This window comes from Sphingorhabdus pulchriflava (assembly GCF_003367235.1).
GTDB lineage: Bacteria > Pseudomonadota > Alphaproteobacteria > Sphingomonadales > Sphingomonadaceae > Sphingorhabdus_B > Sphingorhabdus_B pulchriflava.
The window spans coordinates 186,588-206,028 of sequence record NZ_QRGP01000002.1; the positions used below are offsets into that span (position 1 = coordinate 186,588).

At 58.3% G+C, this 19,441-nt stretch carries 17 protein-coding genes; 12 read left to right on the forward strand and 5 right to left on the reverse strand.

The window, feature by feature from the left end; all coding sequences use genetic code 11:
• Positions 1–29 precede the first annotated feature (29 nt).
• Together DXH95_RS11620 and DXH95_RS11625 are read right to left on the reverse strand one after the other, a co-directional pair.
• Complete coding sequence (locus DXH95_RS11620) at positions 30–1,001, reverse strand: diacylglycerol/lipid kinase family protein (protein ID WP_115549703.1); 972 nt, start codon at positions 999–1,001, stop codon at positions 30–32.
• A 14-nt stretch (positions 1,002–1,015) separates the two neighbouring features.
• Positions 1,016–1,492, reverse strand: coding sequence for a DUF2141 domain-containing protein (locus DXH95_RS11625; RefSeq protein WP_115549704.1), 477 nt, complete (start codon positions 1,490–1,492; stop codon positions 1,016–1,018).
• A 121-nt stretch (positions 1,493–1,613) separates the two neighbouring features.
• Here DXH95_RS11625 and lptF point away from each other — a divergent pair, with 121 nt between their 5' ends.
• The 4 genes from lptF (at position 1,614) to DXH95_RS11645 (ending at position 6,825) form a co-directional block, all read left to right on the forward strand.
• Positions 1,614–2,834 (forward strand): LPS export ABC transporter permease LptF, encoded by a 1,221-nt coding sequence (gene lptF, locus DXH95_RS11630; RefSeq protein ID WP_115549705.1) that lies wholly within the window; start codon positions 1,614–1,616, stop codon positions 2,832–2,834.
• A 6-nt stretch (positions 2,835–2,840) separates the two neighbouring features.
• Positions 2,841–3,935: an LPS export ABC transporter permease LptG gene (gene lptG, locus DXH95_RS11635; RefSeq protein ID WP_115549706.1), complete on the forward strand. Its 1,095-nt coding sequence runs from the start codon at positions 2,841–2,843 to the stop codon at positions 3,933–3,935.
• Between the two features lie 115 nt (positions 3,936–4,050).
• Positions 4,051–5,595: a lipopolysaccharide biosynthesis protein gene (locus DXH95_RS11640; protein WP_115549707.1), complete on the forward strand. Its 1,545-nt coding sequence runs from the start codon at positions 4,051–4,053 to the stop codon at positions 5,593–5,595.
• Positions 5,596–5,661: 66 nt separating this feature from the next.
• Entirely contained in the window at positions 5,662–6,825 is a 1,164-nt protein-coding gene (locus DXH95_RS11645) for an N-acetyltransferase (RefSeq protein WP_115549708.1), read from the forward strand.
• Here the strand turns inward: DXH95_RS11645 and DXH95_RS11650 are convergent.
• Both DXH95_RS11650 and DXH95_RS11655 read right to left on the reverse strand, forming a co-directional pair.
• On the reverse strand, positions 6,807–7,637 hold the full coding sequence (locus DXH95_RS11650) for an ATP-binding protein (protein ID WP_115549709.1): 831 nt from the start codon (positions 7,635–7,637) through the stop codon (positions 6,807–6,809). The two genes, DXH95_RS11645 and DXH95_RS11650, sit on opposite strands and share 19 nt — an antisense overlap.
• Complete coding sequence (locus DXH95_RS11655) at positions 7,634–9,364, reverse strand: acyl-CoA dehydrogenase (RefSeq protein ID WP_181883692.1); 1,731 nt, start codon at positions 9,362–9,364, stop codon at positions 7,634–7,636. The genes DXH95_RS11650 and DXH95_RS11655 overlap by 4 nt, the downstream gene beginning before the upstream one ends.
• A gap of 44 nt (positions 9,365–9,408) precedes the next feature.
• Here DXH95_RS11655 and DXH95_RS11660 point away from each other — a divergent pair, with 44 nt between their 5' ends.
• The 6 genes from DXH95_RS11660 (at position 9,409) to galU (ending at position 17,027) form a co-directional block, all read left to right on the forward strand.
• Positions 9,409–10,365 (forward strand): L-threonylcarbamoyladenylate synthase, encoded by a 957-nt coding sequence (locus DXH95_RS11660; protein ID WP_220272292.1) that lies wholly within the window; start codon positions 9,409–9,411, stop codon positions 10,363–10,365.
• Positions 10,362–11,345 carry a M48 family metalloprotease gene (locus DXH95_RS11665; protein WP_147291732.1) on the forward strand — a complete coding sequence of 328 codons (984 nt, stop codon included), beginning with the start codon at positions 10,362–10,364 and terminating at the stop codon, positions 11,343–11,345. The genes DXH95_RS11660 and DXH95_RS11665 overlap by 4 nt, the downstream gene beginning before the upstream one ends.
• An 84-nt stretch (positions 11,346–11,429) precedes the next feature.
• Complete coding sequence (locus tag DXH95_RS11670) at positions 11,430–12,491, forward strand: efflux RND transporter periplasmic adaptor subunit (protein WP_181883662.1); 1,062 nt, start codon at positions 11,430–11,432, stop codon at positions 12,489–12,491.
• A gap of 33 nt (positions 12,492–12,524) precedes the next feature.
• Positions 12,525–15,605, forward strand: coding sequence for an efflux RND transporter permease subunit (locus DXH95_RS11675; protein ID WP_115549713.1), 3,081 nt, complete (start codon positions 12,525–12,527; stop codon positions 15,603–15,605).
• Positions 15,598–16,125, forward strand: a complete 528-nt coding sequence (gene msrA / locus DXH95_RS11680; protein WP_115549714.1) for a peptide-methionine (S)-S-oxide reductase MsrA — start codon at positions 15,598–15,600, stop codon at positions 16,123–16,125. The genes DXH95_RS11675 and msrA overlap by 8 nt, the downstream gene beginning before the upstream one ends.
• Before the next feature lie 32 nt (positions 16,126–16,157).
• Entirely contained in the window at positions 16,158–17,027 is an 870-nt protein-coding gene (gene galU / locus DXH95_RS11685; RefSeq protein WP_115549715.1) for a UTP--glucose-1-phosphate uridylyltransferase GalU, read from the forward strand.
• Between the two features lie 6 nt (positions 17,028–17,033).
• On the opposite strand, the gene aqpZ is transcribed toward galU, so the two are convergent.
• Positions 17,034–17,735: an aquaporin Z gene (gene aqpZ / locus DXH95_RS11690; protein ID WP_115549716.1), complete on the reverse strand. Its 702-nt coding sequence runs from the start codon at positions 17,733–17,735 to the stop codon at positions 17,034–17,036.
• A 140-nt stretch (positions 17,736–17,875) separates the two neighbouring features.
• On the opposite strand from aqpZ, the gene DXH95_RS11695 reads away from it, so the two are divergent.
• Positions 17,876–18,181 carry a hypothetical protein gene (locus tag DXH95_RS11695; protein WP_115549717.1) on the forward strand — a complete coding sequence of 102 codons (306 nt, stop codon included), beginning with the start codon at positions 17,876–17,878 and terminating at the stop codon, positions 18,179–18,181.
• A gap of 52 nt (positions 18,182–18,233) precedes the next feature.
• On the forward strand, positions 18,234–19,427 hold the full coding sequence (locus DXH95_RS11700; protein ID WP_115549718.1) for an erythromycin esterase family protein: 1,194 nt from the start codon (positions 18,234–18,236) through the stop codon (positions 19,425–19,427).
• Positions 19,428–19,441: the final 14 nt, after the last annotated feature.

Consider the following 19,441-nt stretch of genomic DNA (forward strand, 5'->3'; position numbering starts at 1 on the left):
AGCGCCTTTTTAGCCGAAGTGCGAACGCTTCAAGCTGCGAGCTTGAGGAAGGGGACCGGTGCAGTTGAGCGCAGGAAAATCGGGCGCTCGTTGTTGGCCTCGAAAACCTCACCATCGAGAATGACGCTGCTATTCTCTCCGTCGATGCGGATAACATCGCCCTGTTCAAAATGTACGCCGTCGAGTTGCCGCTGGCCCAGCTTGCCCCGCAACGACGCAGCGATCATGCGGAACATGGCAGGTGGTCGGTTGTCGACCGCGAGCAGTTTCATGAATCCGGTCTTGCCAGATGGTCCGGCTTGTCCGCCAAGCAACAGTTTTTCGAGCGTGGTGACAATCAGCACCGAGAAACTGCCCTGCAATTCCCCGCCGCGAATGAAGGATACACGCACCGGGCGCGACTTCTGCGGAAGGAAATCTGCCTTCACACCGAATATGGCTGAAAAAAGGACGGCCATCGCGGTCAGGAAATGGCTGATGCCGTTGGGCAGGCCCAGCGGGTAAATCTTGTTGCGGCAGTATAATATGGTTTCGGCCAGCCCGGCACCACCCAGAAACATTCCGAGCACCGGTCGCGAGGATTCGTTGCCGTCACTAAGCGCAATCAGTTCGCGCACTACAATATGCGCCGAGAGATCGCCTTTCGCGACCTGAACGATCTGGGCCAGCGCCTCGAGCGGGGCACCGTCGGCACCCAGATCGAGCGCAATAAGGTTGGTCTTGCCATTGGGCAATACCGCGACCGGTGGCGGAACACCTTCGAAATGACCGCCATGGTAGATTTCGGTCAAGGCGGCTTGGACGGTTCCGTCGCCGCCGTTGATGACGAGCACTTTGGGTTTGACACGCGCGATCATTTCCAATGCGCGCGCAATCTGGCCGATTTCCTCCACTTCATAGTGAAAGACATCAGGATTGTCCGCGCAATAGCTCCGCACTTGCGGCAACAGCGATTTGTTGCCGGTCGAGTGTGGATTGGAAAGGAGCGCGACTAGAGCCAAATTGCGTCAAACCCTCACATATACTTCATCTTCACCGAGATCGTGGTGACCCCGCTGCCGACATAGAAACTGACTTTGCTCACCGATGGCTTGCCGAGATTGAGGACATTTATCGACGGATTATTGGAAAATCCGCCGCCATCCTGCGAGATATCGGTTTTACCATTGGCATTGGCGTCGTGCCGCACAGCGATGGCATAGTTGCCAACCGAAGCCACGGGCACGCAGAAGGTCATATTTCCTGCACGTGCGCTGGTTTCGACGCGGTTGAGCCAACGCCCTTTTGCTAGCCACGCCGATTGGGTGGCGGGATAGCTTTGAACGCGCATACGACCCGACGAATTTTTGATTCCGCTGACCACCACCTTGATGGCGGGGCCATTGCTTCCAGTGCAGCGGCTCATATCATTGGATATGACGCTGCCAGCTGATGCCGAACTCGTTACAGCGAGTGCGGCGGCGGTGACAATAGCGGCAATGAATCGTGCCATTGCAAATACACTCCATAGAACATTAGGTTAGCCAAAGCGTGGCCAACGATATTGCTCCTGATCCTGATCCCGTATATCGGTGTCATTTGCGGCCAAAATAGGGTGACAGGGCGACCATAAGTTGAAATTTCTGACTGCCACCGACCGTTATATAGCACGGCTTGTCGCTACGCCGCTGATTGCAACGCTTGTGATCGCGGCGATGTTGTTGCTGCTCGACAAGATGCTGCGTCTATTCGATTTTGTAGCTGCCGAGGGTGGGCCGGTCAGCGTCGTCTGGCGGATGCTCGCCAATTTGATCCCCGAATATATGTCGCTCGGCATTCCGATTGGCCTGCTTTTGGGGATATTGCTTGCCTTTAGAGGTCTCGCAACCTCTTCAGAAATCGATATTTTTCGCGCAGTCGGGCAAAGTTATTGGCGGTTGCTGCGGGTCCCCTACCTCTATGCGATTGCTCTGGCGCTGGTGAATTTTGCAATCGTCGGCTGGGTGCAGCCGACATCGCGCTATTTATACGAAGAGCTTCGTTTTGACCTGCGGTCAGGTGCTTTGGGGGCTTCGATCAAGGTGGGAGAATTCAATAATCTGGGCGACAATTTGACCATGAGGATCGAAGAAAGCCGGAATCAGGGTAATGACCTGTCCGGGCTCTTTGTCTTTGCCGAGAATAAAAAGGGCCAGTCGATTGCCGTAACGGCAGCCAAGGGTCAGTTCCTACGTACCGATGACCCAGACACAATCATCTTGCGATTGACCAATGGGACGCTGGTGCACGACGCTCCTAATTACCGAAATGCACGCGTGCTCAGCTTTTCCAGCCATGACGTGCCGATAGATTTGCCGCAGATTGAGCAGTTTCGCGGGCGTGGCGGCAAAGACCGAGAATATACATTCAACGAACTCATCAAAGTTGGATCGGACGCGGCGTTGCCCAAGCGAATCCGCAATCAGGCCTGGTCGAACTTCCATTTCCGGTTGGTCGAAGTTGCGATGATGCTGTTGCTGCCGTTGCTGGCAGTCGCCCTCGCGATTCCTCCCAAACGCTCAACATCGGCCTTGGGCGTGTTCCTATCGATTGTGATGGTGGTGACTTATCACAAGATCAACGAATATGCCGAATCACTGGGAGGCATGGGCCAAGTGCCGCCAACGCTGGCCTTGTGGGTACCGTTCCTGCTGTTCGCCGGCCTGATTATCTGGATGTACCATGTAATAGCCCATGTCCCGGGCGGGCAACCGATCGGGGCTTTGGAGGTTTTTGCCGCCAAGGCAGGCAAGGCGATCAAAAAACTCTTCAGCTTCGGCCGCAAAAATTCGCGGCTCCTGCCGCAGGAAGGATAATCACCGATGCGGCTCGATTTCTTCCCATCGCGGCAAATCGGCATTTACATGGCCAAGCTGTTTCTAGTGCGGACCCTGGCGGTTCTTCTCATGCTGGTGCTGGTGTTACAGACTCTTGATCTGTTGGGCGAAAGTGGCAAGATCCTCTCGGTCGCGGGTAACAGCGAAGCTGATTTGTGGCGCTATGTAGGCATGCGGGCTCCTCAGATTATTGCCCGATTCCTGCCCTTTTCGGTGCTGTTGGCTACGCTCATCACTTTCGCAACATTGAGCCAGAACAGCGAAGTTGTTGCGATGAAGGCGGCCGGACTGTCGGCACACCAGATATTGGCCCCCATGATCGCAACCAGCCTTGCGGTCGCCGCCATTTCTTTTGCTTTCAACGAAACCGTTGTCGCTCCCTCGACCGCGAAGCTTAAAGTCTGGCAAGACGTCGAATATGGAGAAGTGCCGATCGATGATGGAATCCGGACCAATGTCTGGGTCCGCGAGGGTCGTGATCTTGTTCAGGCGCGGTCGGTAACAGGGACGGGAGCAGCAACGCGCTTGGCCGATGTCCGTGTGTACCAACGTGTTGAAGGCAGTTTGAAAAAAGTTATCCGTGCCGAAAGTGCAGCCTATGTCGGTGGTGCGTGGAAACTGGCCAAGGTCCGCATTTTCGACGTGACCGCGGCACGTCAGGAACGCGTGCCTGAGCTGGTTCTCGGCCGGGGTATAGACCCTGAACGGTTCAACCGGAAAAAGGTTGATGGCGACGCTCTGGGCTTTTTCGCCCTTCAGGACGCAATAGTTGATCTAAAAGGTGCAGGTCGGCGTACCGACACGCTCGAAGGCATTTTGTGGCACAAGATTTCAGGGCCTTTGTCGGCGTTGCTGATGCCTCTGCTAGGGGCTGTGGCCGCCTTCGGTCTTGCCCGGTCGGGGGCACTTTTCCTTAGGGCCGTGATCGGGATGGCGTTGGGCTTTGCCTATTTTGTGGCGGACAATTTTGCCTTGGCGATGGGCAATCTGGGCGCCTATCCGCCCTTTATCGCGGCTTGGGCGCCTTTCCTTTTGTTCCTCCTGATTGGTGAGACGGTGCTCGTCCGAACCGAGGAATAATGAGCGGGCGTTATTTGAAGTTTGGCGGCACCAGCCCACGCCCCCACCCGACCTCCCATAGCATACACTGTTTGGGAGGTCGGGTGGGGGCGTGGGCTGGTACCGAAACCTAATAATGAGCGGGCCGCAGGAAGAGGCGCTGGTCGAGGCACAGGCGCAGACCGTTGACCGCACCGACGTCGCCAGAGGGGCGGGGCTGGCTGCCGTTGCGCGGCTTGGCGCGCTGATCGAGGTTGTCTCTCAACCTGCTTACACATGGATGTTCGGGCTGACCGGCTATGGCATCTATGTGGTGCTGTGGGCGGCAGTGAACATCCTTGCAAATCTTCTCGACCTTGCTTTGGGGCAGGCATTGCAACGGATTGTCCCCGCGATCGCAAATCGTGAGGAGCAGCATGGCGCAGTGCGCTTTGCGCTGGTGGTGAGCACCGGACTTGGCATTGTGGCGGCCATTGCAATCTCGCTTTCGGCACCAATGCTCGCTGGCTGGGTCGCGAGTGCGCCCGGCGATGCGGCCAAGCTGCCACAGGCTATCGCCATTTTCGCGTGGAGCCTGCCACTCTGGATTTTCGTCGAAACCGCAACGGCTGCTGCACGCGCCATGCGCGCCTTCGGGCCGGAAATCCGGCTGCGAATATTTTGGGAGCAGGTGGCCCGTCTGATATTTGCCGCCGGTTTCTTTTTCGCCGGGACGGGATTTGAAGGTCTGCTATTCGGCCATCTCGCCTCCTTGGCATTGACGGCATGGTTGAGCTGGAAATTGCTCGCCCGCTATTTTGACCCTGCGCTGTTGCTGAAGGCGCCCTTGCCAAGCGGCTTGCGCAAAGAGTCACTTGCGACCGGACTTGCCATGCTCCCTCCGGCACTCGCGCGCCGTGCCTATAATGACCTGCCACCGATCCTGCTCAATGCGATGATTCCGGGGTCAGGTGGGGCCACTGCGGCGGGGCTATTCGGCATCGCGCGCAAGATAGCTTCAATCCCGCTGATCGTCCGGCAATCCTTCCTTTATGTGCTGGCGCCACTGGCGTCGGCGCAGGCGGCGGTGGATCGCAAGGAGATCGCGCCGCTCTATAGTTTCTCGACGCATCTTTCGCTATTGTTGGCAGTGCCGCTCGCCGGGTTGCTGATCCTGATTGCAGCCGATCTGTTGACCGCTTTTGCGCCAGGTGCCGGGGAGGCGTTGATGGTACTGATCATCCTCCTAGCTGCGCGCGCGGCAGAGGCGGCGTTGGGTCCGGCCACACCGATCATCGAAATGATCGGGCATAGGGGATTGCCGCTGCTCAACAGCCTCGCGGGGCTGGCGATCTGGCTGGCGCTGGGCATCTGGCTGGTACCAGATATGGGCGCGACCGGGATGGCAATCGCCGTTTCCGCAGCCGTAGTGTTGACGGCGTTGCTCGCCATAATCGAACTCTATTGGGCTGATCGCGTAGCTCCTTTCGGCCACGGTTTCCTGCGCGCCGCAGTTGCAGCTGCGGGTTGTATCGCACTGCTCTGGGGCGTGGGCGAACTGCTCGCGCCGTTCGGGCAACGGGTGCGGGCGATTTCGCTGTTCCTTCTGTTCTGGCCGAGCCTCTGGCTGACATTGCGGCTAGGGTTGCTGCCCGAGGACAAGCAAGGATTGGGCAAAGCGGCGGCCAAGCTTCGGCTCTAACCGGCTTGCCCTGACAGGGGTGGCGGCATAAAGCGCAGCAATCATTGTTGCAAAGGGACGGGACAGATGCAGGCAGGCGAAGTGCGCGTTACGCCGGTAAGCGGAAAGAAAGCGCTGGCGGAGTTTGTCGATCTGCCCTTCCGGCTTTACGCCCATGATCCCAACTGGGTTCCGCCGTTGAAGGACGAGGTTCACGGCCTTCTCACACCGTCCAAAAACCCATGGTTTGAACATGCCGAGGCACAGCTTTTCCTTGCGCGCCGCGCCGGCCAGGTTGTTGGACGGATTTCCGCGCATATCGACCATCTCGCATTCAAGCAGCCCATTGAGCAGGGCATGGGCCCCGGCACCGGCTTCTGGGGATTTTACGAGGCGGAAAGTGCCGAAATCGGTAACGCCTTGCTGGTCGAAGCGGAGAAATGGCTGCGGGCAAAAGGCATGACCAAGATGATCGGTCCGGTCAGCTTTGCCATGTGGGATGAGCCCGGGCTGTTGATCGAAGGTCATGACCACCCGCCAACCGTGATGATGGGCTTTAACAGCATGGCCTATCAGGAATGGATCGAGGCGGCGGGGCATCAGAAGGTCGAAGATCTTTTCACCTTTGCGCTGGCGATTGACCAGGGCCTGCCCGAACTGACCAACCGCATTGTCGCGATGGGCGAAAAAAGCGGGAAGATCCAAATCCGCCGCGTGAACAAGAGCAAGTTCGACGAAGAGGCGGCGCTGATCCTGTCCATTCTAAATGACGCCTGGAGCGACAATTGGGGGTTCGTCCCGTTCACGCCGGCAGAGGTCGCCTATGCGGGGAAGAAGCTGAAGCCGATCGTCTTTGAAGACCTGATCCGCATCGCCGAAATCGATGGCGAGCCGGTGGCCTTCATGATGACCATTCCCGATCTGAACGAGCAGCTGGTTAAATATGGTGGATCGCTTTGGCCGTTTAACTGGGCAAAGCTGCTCTGGTGGCTCAATGTCGGCAAGCCTCAGGTGACGACGATGCGTGTTCCGCTCATGGGCGTGGTCAAAAAACTTCAGGGTACGCGCACCGCGAGCCAGCTCGCTTTCATGCTCATCGAATATATCCGGCGCGACGCCGTAACCAAATTCGGCGCGACGCGCGGCGATTTTGGTTGGGTGCTTTCATCAAACGGTCCGATGGTTTCGGTCGGCGAAGCCGTGGGCGGTAAAGTCAACAAAGTGTACCGGATTTACGAAAAGGCGCTCTGAAGGCTCCGCCCAGACCTTCCGGCAAGTTCCACTGCATAATGCCATGCGACGCGGCCTGAACGGCCGCCGCGTTGGTGGGCAAAAGCGAGGGCATCTGCTTCTTCCCATTCCAGCCCGAAATGCGCAGCATAAGCGGCGACCATTTCAAGGAATGCAGGCTGGTCGGGATATTGAAAGCCCAGCTTGAGGCCGAAACGGTCGGCGAGCGCAAGCCTGTCATCGGCGACATCGCGAGCGTTGACGGCTGCGTCTTCTTCATCCTGCCGCCGCTCGACAATATTGCGCCGGTTCGAGGTGACATAGAGCCGGACATTGGCGGGCCGCGCTTCCGACCCACCCTCGAGCAACGAGCGCAACCGGCGAGGGCCGCTATCGTCGCCCTCAAAAGCCATATCGTCGATGAACAGGATGAAGCGGCGCTCAGAGGTGCCAAGCAGCGCGAACAATTTTGGTAGCGTTGCCAGCTGGTCCGCTGTGGTTTCAACCAATGCGAGCGGCAGACTCTGTCCCTGCAATGCCCCCGTCACCGACTTGACCAAAGCCGATTTCCCCATTCCCCGCGCGCCCCAGAGCAGCACATCATGCGCGGCATGTCCCTCCGCATGGCGGCGAGTGTTTTCGATAACCGCTTCCTTTTGCCGTTCGACCCCGACGATCAGACTTTCGGGGAGCGGTGCGAAAGTCGTGACGGTGTCCAGTGTTTGACCATCCCAATGATAGGCGGCGTGGGCGGCAAGGTCCGCCGGCTCAGCGTTCGGAGGAGAAAGCCGTTCGAGTGCTTCGGCAATGCGGCGGAGCAGGTCTTCGCTCAAATCGCCAACCCATCCGCATCCAGTGCATAAAGCAGTTCTGCCCCCGCCATCGCGCTACCCTTCAGCGACAGGGCTTCCGGCACCATCACATCCAGATAATAGCGGCACGCAGCGATCTTGGCTTTCAGGAAGGGCGTATTGCCACCTTCAGCTTCGGCCACGCGCAATTGCTTCGCCATCAGCGCGCCGCAGGTTGCGACTGCCATCATGGTGGTGAAGGGATAGCTGCCCGCCAGCTTGTCATCAGTCGACGCACTGCCGATCATCCATTCGGTGACTTCGGTGCAGGCACCGGCAAGTGCCTTGAGCCCGGCATGTTCGCCCGCGACCTGCCCGATGCGCGCCAAATGCTCGCGCACGGCATCGCCGCCGCGCATGCCCAGCTTGCGCCCGACAAGGTCGGCGGCCTGAATGCCATTGGTGCCTTCGTAAATCGCGGCGATGCGGATGTCGCGATAGAGCTGCGCAGCGCCAGTTTCCTCGATAAAGCCCATGCCACCATGGACCTGAATGCCGAGCGAAGCGATTTCGCTGCCCATATCGGTGCCATAGGTTTTGGCAAGCGGGGTGAGCAGATCGACCATTTCCTGCGCGCCGTCGATGCCGAGGGCCGCGCGGTCGACAAAGCCGGAGGCGCAATAGAGCAAGGCGCGGATCGCCTGCGTGCCCGCCTTCATCCGCATCAGCATGCGGCGGACGTCAGGATGCTCGACAATCGCAACCGAATCGCGACTGGTTCCGCCTGCGCGGACCGACTGGACGCGGTCACGGGCAAAGGCGACCGCCTTTTGCGTCGCGGCTTCGGCAATCTGCACGCCTTCAAGTCCGACATTGAGGCGTGCATTGTTCATCATCGTGAACATCGCACGCATTCCGCCAAATTCCGGCCCGATCAGTTCGCCAATGCAGTCGCCTTCATCACCAAAGGCGAGAACGCAGGTGGGCGAAGCATTGATGCCCATCTTATGCTCGATCGACACGACTTTGATGTCGTTGCGCTCGCCCAGTGAGCCGCCTTCATTCACACGATATTTGGGGACCAGGAATAGCGAGATTCCCTTGGTTCCAGCCGGAGCATCGGGAGTGCGGGCCAGGACGAGGTGGACGATGTTGCCCGCCATGTCGTGATCGCCAAAGCTGATGTAAATCTTTTGCCCTTTGATCTGGTAGGTTCCGTCGCCGCGGGGGGTCGCCGTGGATTTGAGCGCGCCGACGTCGGAGCCCGCCTGTGGCTCGGTCAGGTTCATTGTGCCGGTCCATTCGCCGGTCGACAATTTCGGCAGGAACATCGCCTTTTGCGCGTCTGAACCATGATGGTTGATTGCCTCGATCGAACCGACCGAAAGTATCGGGCACAGCGCAAAGGCCATGTTGGCGGCGCCGAGCGAATCGAGCGCGACGGTCGCAAGACTGAACGGCAGGCCTTGCCCGCCAAAGTCGGATGGCGCGTTGATAGAACCCCAGCCATTGGCGACATAGGCCTTATAGGCGTCGACAAAGCCTTCGGGCATGACCACTTGCCCGTCGATCAACCGAGCGCCGACCGTGTCCCCTATGCGACGCAACGGATAGAATTCCGCAGCGGCAAATTCGCCGATGCCACCGACAATCGCCTCGACCATATCGGGGCTGGCATCGGCAAAGCGTGGATGCGCCGAAAGCTCATCGATACCAGTGATGTGCTTAAGGACGAAAAGCTGTTCGGTAACGGGTGCGGTGAAGGTCATCATTTTTGCCTGTTTTTCGGGAGTCGTGCCGCCTATAGCGCGGGATGATGACGGGCTCAAATCCCCTAGGACATGGCCGGATAATAAAGGCCGACGCCGCTGCCATTTCCGAAGCGGCGGCAGCGTTGCAGGCGGGTGATGTCGTCGCGATTCCCACCGAGACTGTCTATGGGCTGGCGGCAGACGCTTCCAATGCAGCGGCCGTTGCCAATATCTATCGCACTAAGGGGCGACCAGATTTTAATCCGCTAATCGTCCATGTGCCCGATCATGCCGCCGCCGAGCGGCTGGCACAATTTGACGAGCGGGCGGCGTTGCTCGCTTTTCGTTTTTGGCCAGGACCGCTGACTTTGGTGTTGCCTTTGCAACCCGATGCACCGGTGGCGAAAGCGGTGACGGCGGGTTTGCCGACGATTGCGCTGCGTTGTCCGGCCCATCCGGTGATGCAGGCTGTCCTTAAACAGAGCAGGCTATTCCTTGCAGCACCTTCGGCCAATCGCAGCGGCGGGATCAGCCCGACGCGAGCAGAGCATGTCGCGCGAAGCTTTGGCGATGCCATGCCGCTGGTTCTCGATGCCGGTTCGTGCAGCGCAGGTCTTGAATCGACCATCGTCGCGGTGCGGGAAAATGGCTGGCAATTGTTGCGCCCCGGGCCAGTCACCATGGCCGAAATTTCCGAGCTTCTCGGAGAACCGCCCTTGCCGGTCACCGAAGCAAAAATCGAGGCCCCCGGCCAATTGGCGAGCCATTATGCCCCTTCGAAACCGGTCCGTCTCAATGTTACAAAGCCGGCACCGGGCGAATGGCATATCGGATTTGGTGACACGACCGGAGACGATAATCTGTCAGCCGAAGGCGACCTTGCCGAAGCCGCTGCGCGGTTGTTTGATGCCTTGCATATCGCGGATGCAAGCGATCGCGCCTCGATAGCTATCGCGCCGATCCCTGATGACGGTATCGGGGTTGCCATCAATGACCGGCTGCGCAGGGCAGCAGCGTGAAACTGATTGCCGCTGTCCTAGCCGCTATGGCTTTCACCGGTGCGCTGGTGGCCACACAAAAGGAAGTACCCAAGGATCCGGTCATAGTCGCCTATCAAGACCTGATCGCCAAGGATTTGCGGCTTGCGACCATCGGCTATCTTCTGGCCAAAGGCAGCGCAGACTTCTGCCGTAACAAATGGCGCAACCTCGGCTGGGTGCTGCACGACGAGCGCCAATATCCTGACCTTGGCCTCGCCCGCCGCGCTTTCACTTTCCGCCAGCCCATAAGCATTGCCGCGCTGGTTGCAGATGGGCCTGCGGAACAGGCAGGTCTCGCAGCAGGGGACGGGTTATTCGGCGCTGACGGAAGTGTGGTCTGGTACGATCTCAGGCCGGCAAAATCTGGTCCCTCGTCGGAGCGAATTGATGGGCTGCGCGAAGAGTTTGTGACCCGCCTTTCGGAAGGACGGCCCATCGCCTTTCAGATCGACACCGCAAACGGCCGTCGCGATGTCGCCCTTGATCCGCCGACAATCTGCGCCTCCGATTTCTGGGTCGATGTCCGCCCGAAACGCGACGCAGGTGCCGATGGCGTACGCGTGCGCGTGACCAGCGGACTGATGGAATATGTGTCGGATGACGATGAACTGGCAGCGGTCGTCGCGCATGAAATGGCGCATAATTTGCTCGATCATCGCCCACTTATCGAGGTAACCAAAAGCGGCAAAACCAAAGTCATTAAAGCCACCGAAGCGGAAGCCGACCGGCTGTCGGTCTGGCTGATGGCCAATGCGGGCTATGATCCAGAAGCGGCGATCACCTTTTGGGAACGCTATGGCAAGGCCACGGGCCTCGGCATTTTCAGCGCGCCAACCCATTATCGCTGGCAGTCGCGGGTCGCAATGTTGCGCGCGGAGATGGATCAGATGGCGTTGTTACCCACCGTTGAAGGTCGTCGCGATCCGCCCTTGCTGGCGGCGCATCGGGCGAAGCAATAATTTCCATTGCGAAATGCAATCGACTGTTCCCTTGAGGCTTCGATTATCCTACCAAGTGGAACCAAGGATATAATGGGAGGGAACGTGGCCGGTCGCGCACATCGCCTTGCTATCGCTGCGCTTTTATTACCGCCGCTGCTGTTTGGCTGCGGCGAGAAGGAAGCTGCTAAAACCGAAATAAGCGAAGAGATCTTCCCTGTTCAGGTTTTGACCGTGCAGCCGAGCAACATGCTGCAAACGATCAGCGCCGTTGGGACGGTGCGCTATCGCCGCGAAACACCGCTAGGTTTTACTACGCCGGGAAAGGTCGCAACCGTCCGGTTTGAGGAAGGCGATTATGTGAAGCGTGGCGCTTTGCTCGCTGCGCTCGATACCACCAGCGTCGGGGCTGACCTTAATGTTGCCGAGGCCGAACGCGGCCGGGCGCAGGCCGAGTTCGAACGCATCAAGCAACTATATGCTGAAGGCTGGGTCACCAAATCACGCTTTGAAGCAGCCGAAGCCGCAGCCAAAGCTGCCGGGGCCCGCGTTGCCCAGGCCGGGTTCGCGCGCGGTACGGCCCAGCTTTTTGCCCCGTCCAATGGTGTCGTGCTGATGCGCAACGTCCAGCCGGGACAGGTTGTTGCAGCCGGGACACCCGCGCTGATCCTGGGCGAAGGCGATGACGGTTTCGTTTTCCGCGCGCCTGTCATTGATCGCAGCGCATCGAAACTGCGTATCGGCATGGCTGCAGAAATTAGCCTCCCCGCTTTGGGGTCTGCGCCCATAAGCGCGACGATCAGCGAGATTGATGGACGCGCCAATCAGGCGACGGGTGCGTTTACCGTTCAATTCAGCCTGCCATCTTCGGCGCAGCTAAAATCGGGACAAATCGGGACCGCGAACATCAAATTACCCGCTGCTGATGATGGTGCGCTGCAAATTCCGGCGAGTGCGATCTTTGGCATGCGTGCCAATGAAGGGCTGGTGTACATTGTCGATGCCAAGACCGAACGGGTCGAAACCCGCAATGTCGCCATCGAACGGGTGACCGACGGTTTCGTTATCATCACCGGCGGGCTGACGCAGGGCGACTTGCTGGTGACATCCGGGGCAGAGAAATTGCGCACCGGCGCCAAAGTGCGCATGACGCGGGCTCCCGGTTGATATGCGGCACATAGCGGGTCGGGCTGCGCGCGGATGAACGTGACAGAATTTGCCATTCGTCGCTGGCAATTGACGCTGGTCCTGTTCAGCCTGCTGATCGCGCTCGGCTATTCGGCCTTTACCTCTATCCCGCGCGCTGTTGATCCGCACTTCCCGCTGCCCGTTGTCGTCATCACCGCAGTCCAGCCCGGTGCCGATGCCGAGGAGATGGAGCAAACGGTCGCCAAGCCCATTGAGGAGCTGATGCAGGGGCTGGAAGACGTCAAAGAGATCGTTTCGACCAGCAATGACAGCAGCGCCGTCATCCGTGCCGAATTTGACTGGTCGGGTGATCCGGATCGCTATTTCAACGATACCGTCCGTGAAGTGACTGCAATCCGCAGCAGGCTGCCCGCCGATCTGGCCCGCCTCGATTTCAAAAAGATGCGCACCACCAATGCTTCGGTGCTGCAGATCGCGCTGGTCAGCGAGACGGCAAGCTGGCGGCGAATGGAAAAATATGGTCGCGACATATCGGAGGCCTTTTCGCGCTATACGGCGGTGCGTGAATCCGAAGTGCACGGATTGTCGCAGCCGGAGGTCACCGTTGCGATCAAACCCGAACGGCTTGCAGAACTGCGCCTGCCCGCCAGTAGTGTTGCAGATGCGCTGAAACTGGGCGGTGCCGATGTTTCGAGCGGCGCTGTGGTCAGCGGCACCAAGCGTTTCAACGTCGAGGCGGGTGGGGCGTTCAAGTCGCTCGACACCATTCGCAACCTGCCACTTCGATCCAATGAAGGCACGATCCTGCGTGTCGGCGATGTCGCCGATGTCTTCTGGGGTGCGGAAGAAACGCGATCGCGGGTCTATCACAATGGAAAAAGGGCAATCTGGATCACCGCCAACCAAAAGGCAGGTACCGACGCCACCAAGTTGCGCAACGCGCTAATGGAGGAGCTGGAGAACCAGAAGAAAGTGCTCCCGCCCGACATTGATGTGGTGCTGCAATTCGACCAGAGCCGCGACATTGCAAAAAGGCTGGCCGAACTGGCGCGCGATTTCTCGCTCGCGCTTGCGCTGGTGTTGATCACGCTGCTGCCCTTGGGCTGGCGGGCTGCGGTGATTGTCATGGTTTCGATCCCGCTCTCGCTCGCCTCGGGACTGGTTGCGGTTTATGCCATGGGCTTTAACCTCAGCCAGTTGGTGGTGGCCGGTTTCATCCTGTCGCTTGGCCTGCTGGTCGACGATTCGATCGTGGTGATTGAAAATGTCTCGCGCCATTTGCGGATGGGCAAGGAGCGGGTGCAGGCCGCTATAGACGGGACTAGGGAGATCAGCCTTGCAGTGCTGGGCTCCACCGGCGTTCTAGTATTTGCTTTCGTTCCGATGCTCTTCCTGCCCGAAGGAGCGGGAAAGTTCACGATGAGCTTCATCGGTACGATCATCTTCACCGTAACGGCGTCGCTGGTCATCTCGCTCACAATCATTCCCTTCCTCGCGAGCCGGCTGCTCAAACGCGACGGTGATGAACATGGCAATGCGTTGCTGCGCTGGCTGATGGAGAAGATTGACCGTTTCTACCGGCCTGTGCTGCACAAGGGGCTCGAAAATCCGAGGCGAACCGTATGGGGCGCGCTGGCTGTTACGCTGGGAGCATTTGCGTTGGTACCCGTTCTGGGATTCAGCCTGTTTCCCAACGCCGATTCATCCTATTTCCGTGTGACGGTGCAGGCAGAGCAAGGTTCAAGCCTTGATGAAACCGGCCGGATTGTGCGCAAGGTATCGGAAATCCTTGCGAAGGAGCCTTCGATACAGGTTCGCGCCGAAAATGTGGGCCGCAAAAACCCGTCGGTTTTTTACAACAGCTTTGAAACTGCAGAGACCAGTACCATTGGAGAAGTGCTCGCCGTGATGGACAAATGGCGCGGGCAGGAAAGCATGGCGATGGTCGAGCGGATCCGGAAACAGCTTGACCAGATCAGCGGTGCCCGGGTGCGATTAGTACTGTTCCAGAACGGTGCACCTATAAACGCACCCGTCGAATTTCGCGTGGTTGGTCCTGATTTGGCGGTGCTGAAGCAATTGGCCGGAAAGGTTCAGGAAAGCCTGCACAAGGTGCCGGGAACGCGCGATGTTGTAAATCCTGTGGCCACCGATCGGCTCGATCTTGATATGCAGATTGACGAGGGTAAGGCCGCTTTGCTCGACATTCCTGCAGGTTCGCCAAGGCGCATCATTCGACTGGCGCTCTCGGGCGAACGGGCCGGCAGCTTCCGTGACAATGAAGGGGATAGCTATCCCGTCACCGTCCGCCTGCCATTGAATAATACGCAGCCGGTTTCGGCACTGGATCAGATTTATGTGGCCACGCGGGCGGGTGCCCCTGTCGCCTTGGGTGACATTACCGATCCGAAGCTGGTCGCGGTGGCGCCGTTGATCACGCGCCGCAATCTGGAAAGAACGGTAGAAATAACCGCACAGACCCAGGATGGTGCGCTGCCTTCGAAAATCACCCAAGCTGCTAAGGCGGAATTGGACAAGATCAAGCTTCCGCTCGGATATTCCATTCGTGTCGGTGGTGAGGCAGAGAAGATCAACGATACTTTTTCCGGTTTCGGGCCAGTCATCCTCATCGCATTGTTCATCATCTTCGGCATATTGGTTGCAGAGTTTGGCGAGTTTCGCGAAGCACTGGTGGTCGCGGGGGTAATCCCGCTCGGCACCTTTGGCGGTCTGATCGCCCTGCTGGTGACGGGGAACAACCTGTCCTTCCTCGCCGTCATCGGTTTCGTTGCCTTGATCGGAATCGAGATCAAAAATTCGATCCTGCTCGTCGATTTCACCTCGCAGTTGCGCGAGCGTGGGCTGGGACTGCGCGACGCCATCGAGCAAGCTGGTGAAGTGCGCTTCCTGCCAGTGCTCTTAACTTCGGTTACCGCAATCGGTGGCCTGCTGCCGCTCGCCATGTTCGGCGGCAATCTTTATGGCCCACTTGCGATCGTGCTGATCGGCGGACTTATTTCCTCCACCCTCTTGTCGCGTATCGTGACGCCCGCCATGTATCTGCTCGTGGTACGCGGCCGTGAGGAAAAGAAGGAGGCCGCACGTTTGGCAAAGGAAGCGAATAGTGGCTGAGGCAATTTTTGCAGGCGGATGTTTCTGGTGCACCGAGGCGGTGTTCAAACAACTGGACGGCGTCCAGTCGGTGGAAAGCGGCTATATCGGCGGAAGCGTTGAAGATCCGGATTACAAGACGGTATGCAGTGGTACGACCGGCCATGCCGAGGCGATCCGCATCGGCTTTGACGCCGATGTAATCGGCTATTCCGACCTGCTCGATATCCACTTTGCGACGCACGATCCGACCCAGCTTAATAGGCAGGGTAACGACATTGGAACGCAGTACCGCTCGGCAATTTTCCCGTTGGATGACGAGCAACGCGCCGAGGCCGAGGCAGCTATCGTTCGCGCCCAAGCCGATTGGCCAACGCCCATAGTCACAACCATCGAAGGGCCTGCGACATGGTATCCGGCAGAGGATTATCACCAGGATTATTGGGACGGCGAAGGGCAGCGTAATCCCTATTGCCTTGCCGTAATCCCGCCCAAGCTCGCGAAGTTGAAAAAGGGTTTTGCAGAAAAGCTGGTGTCATAGACATTTAACCATGTTTTGTTATGGTTTAGGCCATGACGCACAAACCCATTCGCAAGGCTGTTTTCCCTGTTGCAGGGCTCGGCACCCGCTTCCTTCCAGCGACCAAAGCGATCCCGAAAGAGATGCTGCCGGTGGTCGATCGCCCACTGATCCAATATGCGGTCGATGAAGCGCGGGAAGCCGGGATCGAGCAGATGATCTTCGTCACCGGTCGCGGCAAGAGCGCGATCGAAGACCATTTCGACATCGCCTATGAGCTTGAACGGACGATGACCGATCGCGGCAAGGATATTTCCGTACTGGAGCCGACCCGCTTGGGGCCCGGCAACTGCGCCTATGTGCGCCAGCAGGAGCCGATGGGGCTGGGCCATGCCATTTGGTGCGCCCGCGACATAGTGGGCGACGAACCCTTTGCGATTTTTCTGCCAGATGAGTTCATGCACGGCTCGCCTGGCTGCATGGCGCAGATGGTGGCGGAATATAATCGTGTGGGCGGTAATCTGCTCAGCGTGCTTGAAGTGCCCCACGAACAGGTGTCGAGCTATGGTGTTATTGATCCCGGCCTGGCCCAAGGCAAGCTGACCGAGGTCAAAGGCCTCGTCGAAAAGCCGAAAATCGAGGCGGCACCGTCGAACCTTATCATTTCAGGCCGCTATATCCTGCAGCCAGAAGTGATGCGAGTGCTTGAACATCAGGGTAAGGGCGCGGGCGGTGAAATCCAGCTGACCGACGCGATGGCGCAGATGATCGGCAACCAGCCTTTCCACGCCGTGACCTTCGATGGTGCTCGATACGATTGCGGGTCGAAGACAGGCTATATCGAGGCCAATCTGGCTGTGGCGCTTTCCCGGCCCGACATGGCCGACGAGGTGCGCGCGATGGCACAGCGCCTCGTCGGATAGTATCGTTCAAGCCGCAGTCTTGTTCAGTTCCTTATAGACGAAACCGCCAAGCAGCCCGCCAAGGATTGGCGCGACCCAGAACAGCCAGAGCTGTTGCAAAGCCAACCCGCCCACGACCAGCGCCGGGCCGGTGCTGCGCGCCGGATTCACCGAGGTGTTGGTCACCGGGATTGAAATCAGGTGGATCAGCGCCAGCATCAGGCCGATGGCGAGCGGGGCAAAACCCGCAGGAGCCTTGGCATCGGTCGCGCCCATAATCACGAACAGAAAGAAAAAGGTCAGCAGCAGCTCGACCAAAAAGCCTGTCATCATCGCATAGCCGCCGGGCGAGCCTTCACCCACGCCATTGGCCGCAAGGCCGTTGGCTGCAAGTGAGTAGTCTGCCTTGCCCGTCGCGATGACAAACAGCGTAAAGGCCGCAGCAATCGCGCCCAATGTTTGCGCAATCACATAAAGCGGGATGTCTTTGCCGTCGAAACGTCCGCCCGCCCAAAGCCCGAAGGTGACCGCCGGGTTCAGGTGACAACCCGAAATATGGCCAATGGCAAAGGCCATGGTGACAACCGTTAGCCCAAAGGCCAGCGAAACGCCCAAAAGGCCAATTCCGACCTCGGGAAAGGCAGCCGAGATTACCGCGCTACCGCACCCGCCCAATACTAACCAGAATGTGCCAATAAATTCGGCGATCCCCCGTTGAATATTGCTCATCTATTTCTTCCTCCAACACCGCTTGTCGTGCGGCGGGGTGAGGATAACACGCTTTGTCCAAATTCAAATGTCAAAGCGTCTATTGTTCAGAGACAGGACAGTATGAGTGCGCTATTTGCTCTAAAGCCCGGAGGTTTCGCATGCGCCCCTATTTTATTCTTCCTATGGCCTTTCTGCTCCCCGGTTGCGTCGCATCCGTCGTGGGGGAGGTAGTGACGGCACCTATCAAGGTAGTCTCCAAAACCGCCGATGTAATGACCACCAGCCAGTCCGAAGCCGATGAGAAGCGCGGGCGTGAATTGCGCAAGCAGGAGGAGCGGCTCGGCAAGCTGGCCCGCAAACGCGATAAAGCGCGAGAGGATTGCGCCGATGGCGACCGCGAAGCCTGCATTCACTATGAGGCGCTGGAGGCCGAAATTGCTGCTGAGAAAGACCGCATCGACTGATGCGTCCACACAAATGACGCGCCACACGATTTGAACATGCGCTCCAAAATTCATGCTCCATAGAATTGTCGTCCCGGCTCTGATCCCGCTGGCGCTGGTTTTCTGCGGCTCTGCTGCTGTGGGAAAACCCCAAGACAAAGCGATGCTCGCGACAAAAGATGATCAGGTGCTTGAGCGTGCAGTGCGAGACATGTGCGACAACGAAATCGCCATGTTGGGTGAGGCGGCGCATGGTGATGGCCAGACCGAAGCTTTCAAAATTCAATTGATAGAACGGCTCGTGGGGCAATGCGGTTATGACGCGCTGTTTTTCGAAGCCAGTTTTGCCGAGTTCATCCCGATAGTCCGGGCACAGCGAAGCGGCATCCCGGTAACCCGCGAACAGATCGCCAACGCCATAGGAGGACTCTGGAAATTCGATCGGGAATTTCAACCTCTTCTCCCCTTCATGGCCGAGATGGTAAACCGGCACAAACTGTTTGTGGGGGGTGTTGATCATCAGATCGGCGGCTTAGGACAGGATTACGCCAACTTCGGCGTTGTTGCCGAGTTGACCGTCAACCTCCCACCCGACGTCGCCGATGGTTGCAGACGTCTTGTGCGGGATCACATATTCAAAGGCTTTTCGGCTGATCGTAGTTCTATAACCAGGGAGTGCGTCGCAGCCTTGCGGGCGCCGCTTGATTCTGGCGATAGCGTTGAAAATGCTGAAAAGCAGATGTTGCTTGCCAATTTTGAGGTCGCGTTGACATCGGATTTTTCCGCACATCGCTCCGCCCATATCGCGACGCGCGATCGACAGATGTACGCCAACTTCCAATGGCTCAAGCAACGTTTGAAGCCCAGTTCAAAGATCATGATCTGGTCGGCTACGGCGCATATCGCCGATGGTGCCGACGAAGCCGCCAACTTTTCGGGGGTTGCGAATCTGGGCCACTACATAAAGCGCGACTATGGGAAGCGCGCATTCGCGCTGGGCTTCTCCGCGCTTTCCGGAACCCGAAAATCGGGTCGCGAAAGCCGTCCTTTACCAAAGGCTCCGGCAAACTCGATCGAGATGCGCGCGCTGCAAAACAGTTCAGCCGACAGCCAATATCTTGATAAGCGCCAATTACGCAAAATTGGTGAGGCCCCGTCAGCGGCGTTTGGGAATGGCTTTCAAAATGCCGCGTGGTGGCAACGCCTTGATGGATTGGTGGTGTTTCGCGAAGAACATGCCGCTCAATCGGTACAATCCGGACGATAGCTATTGACGGAATG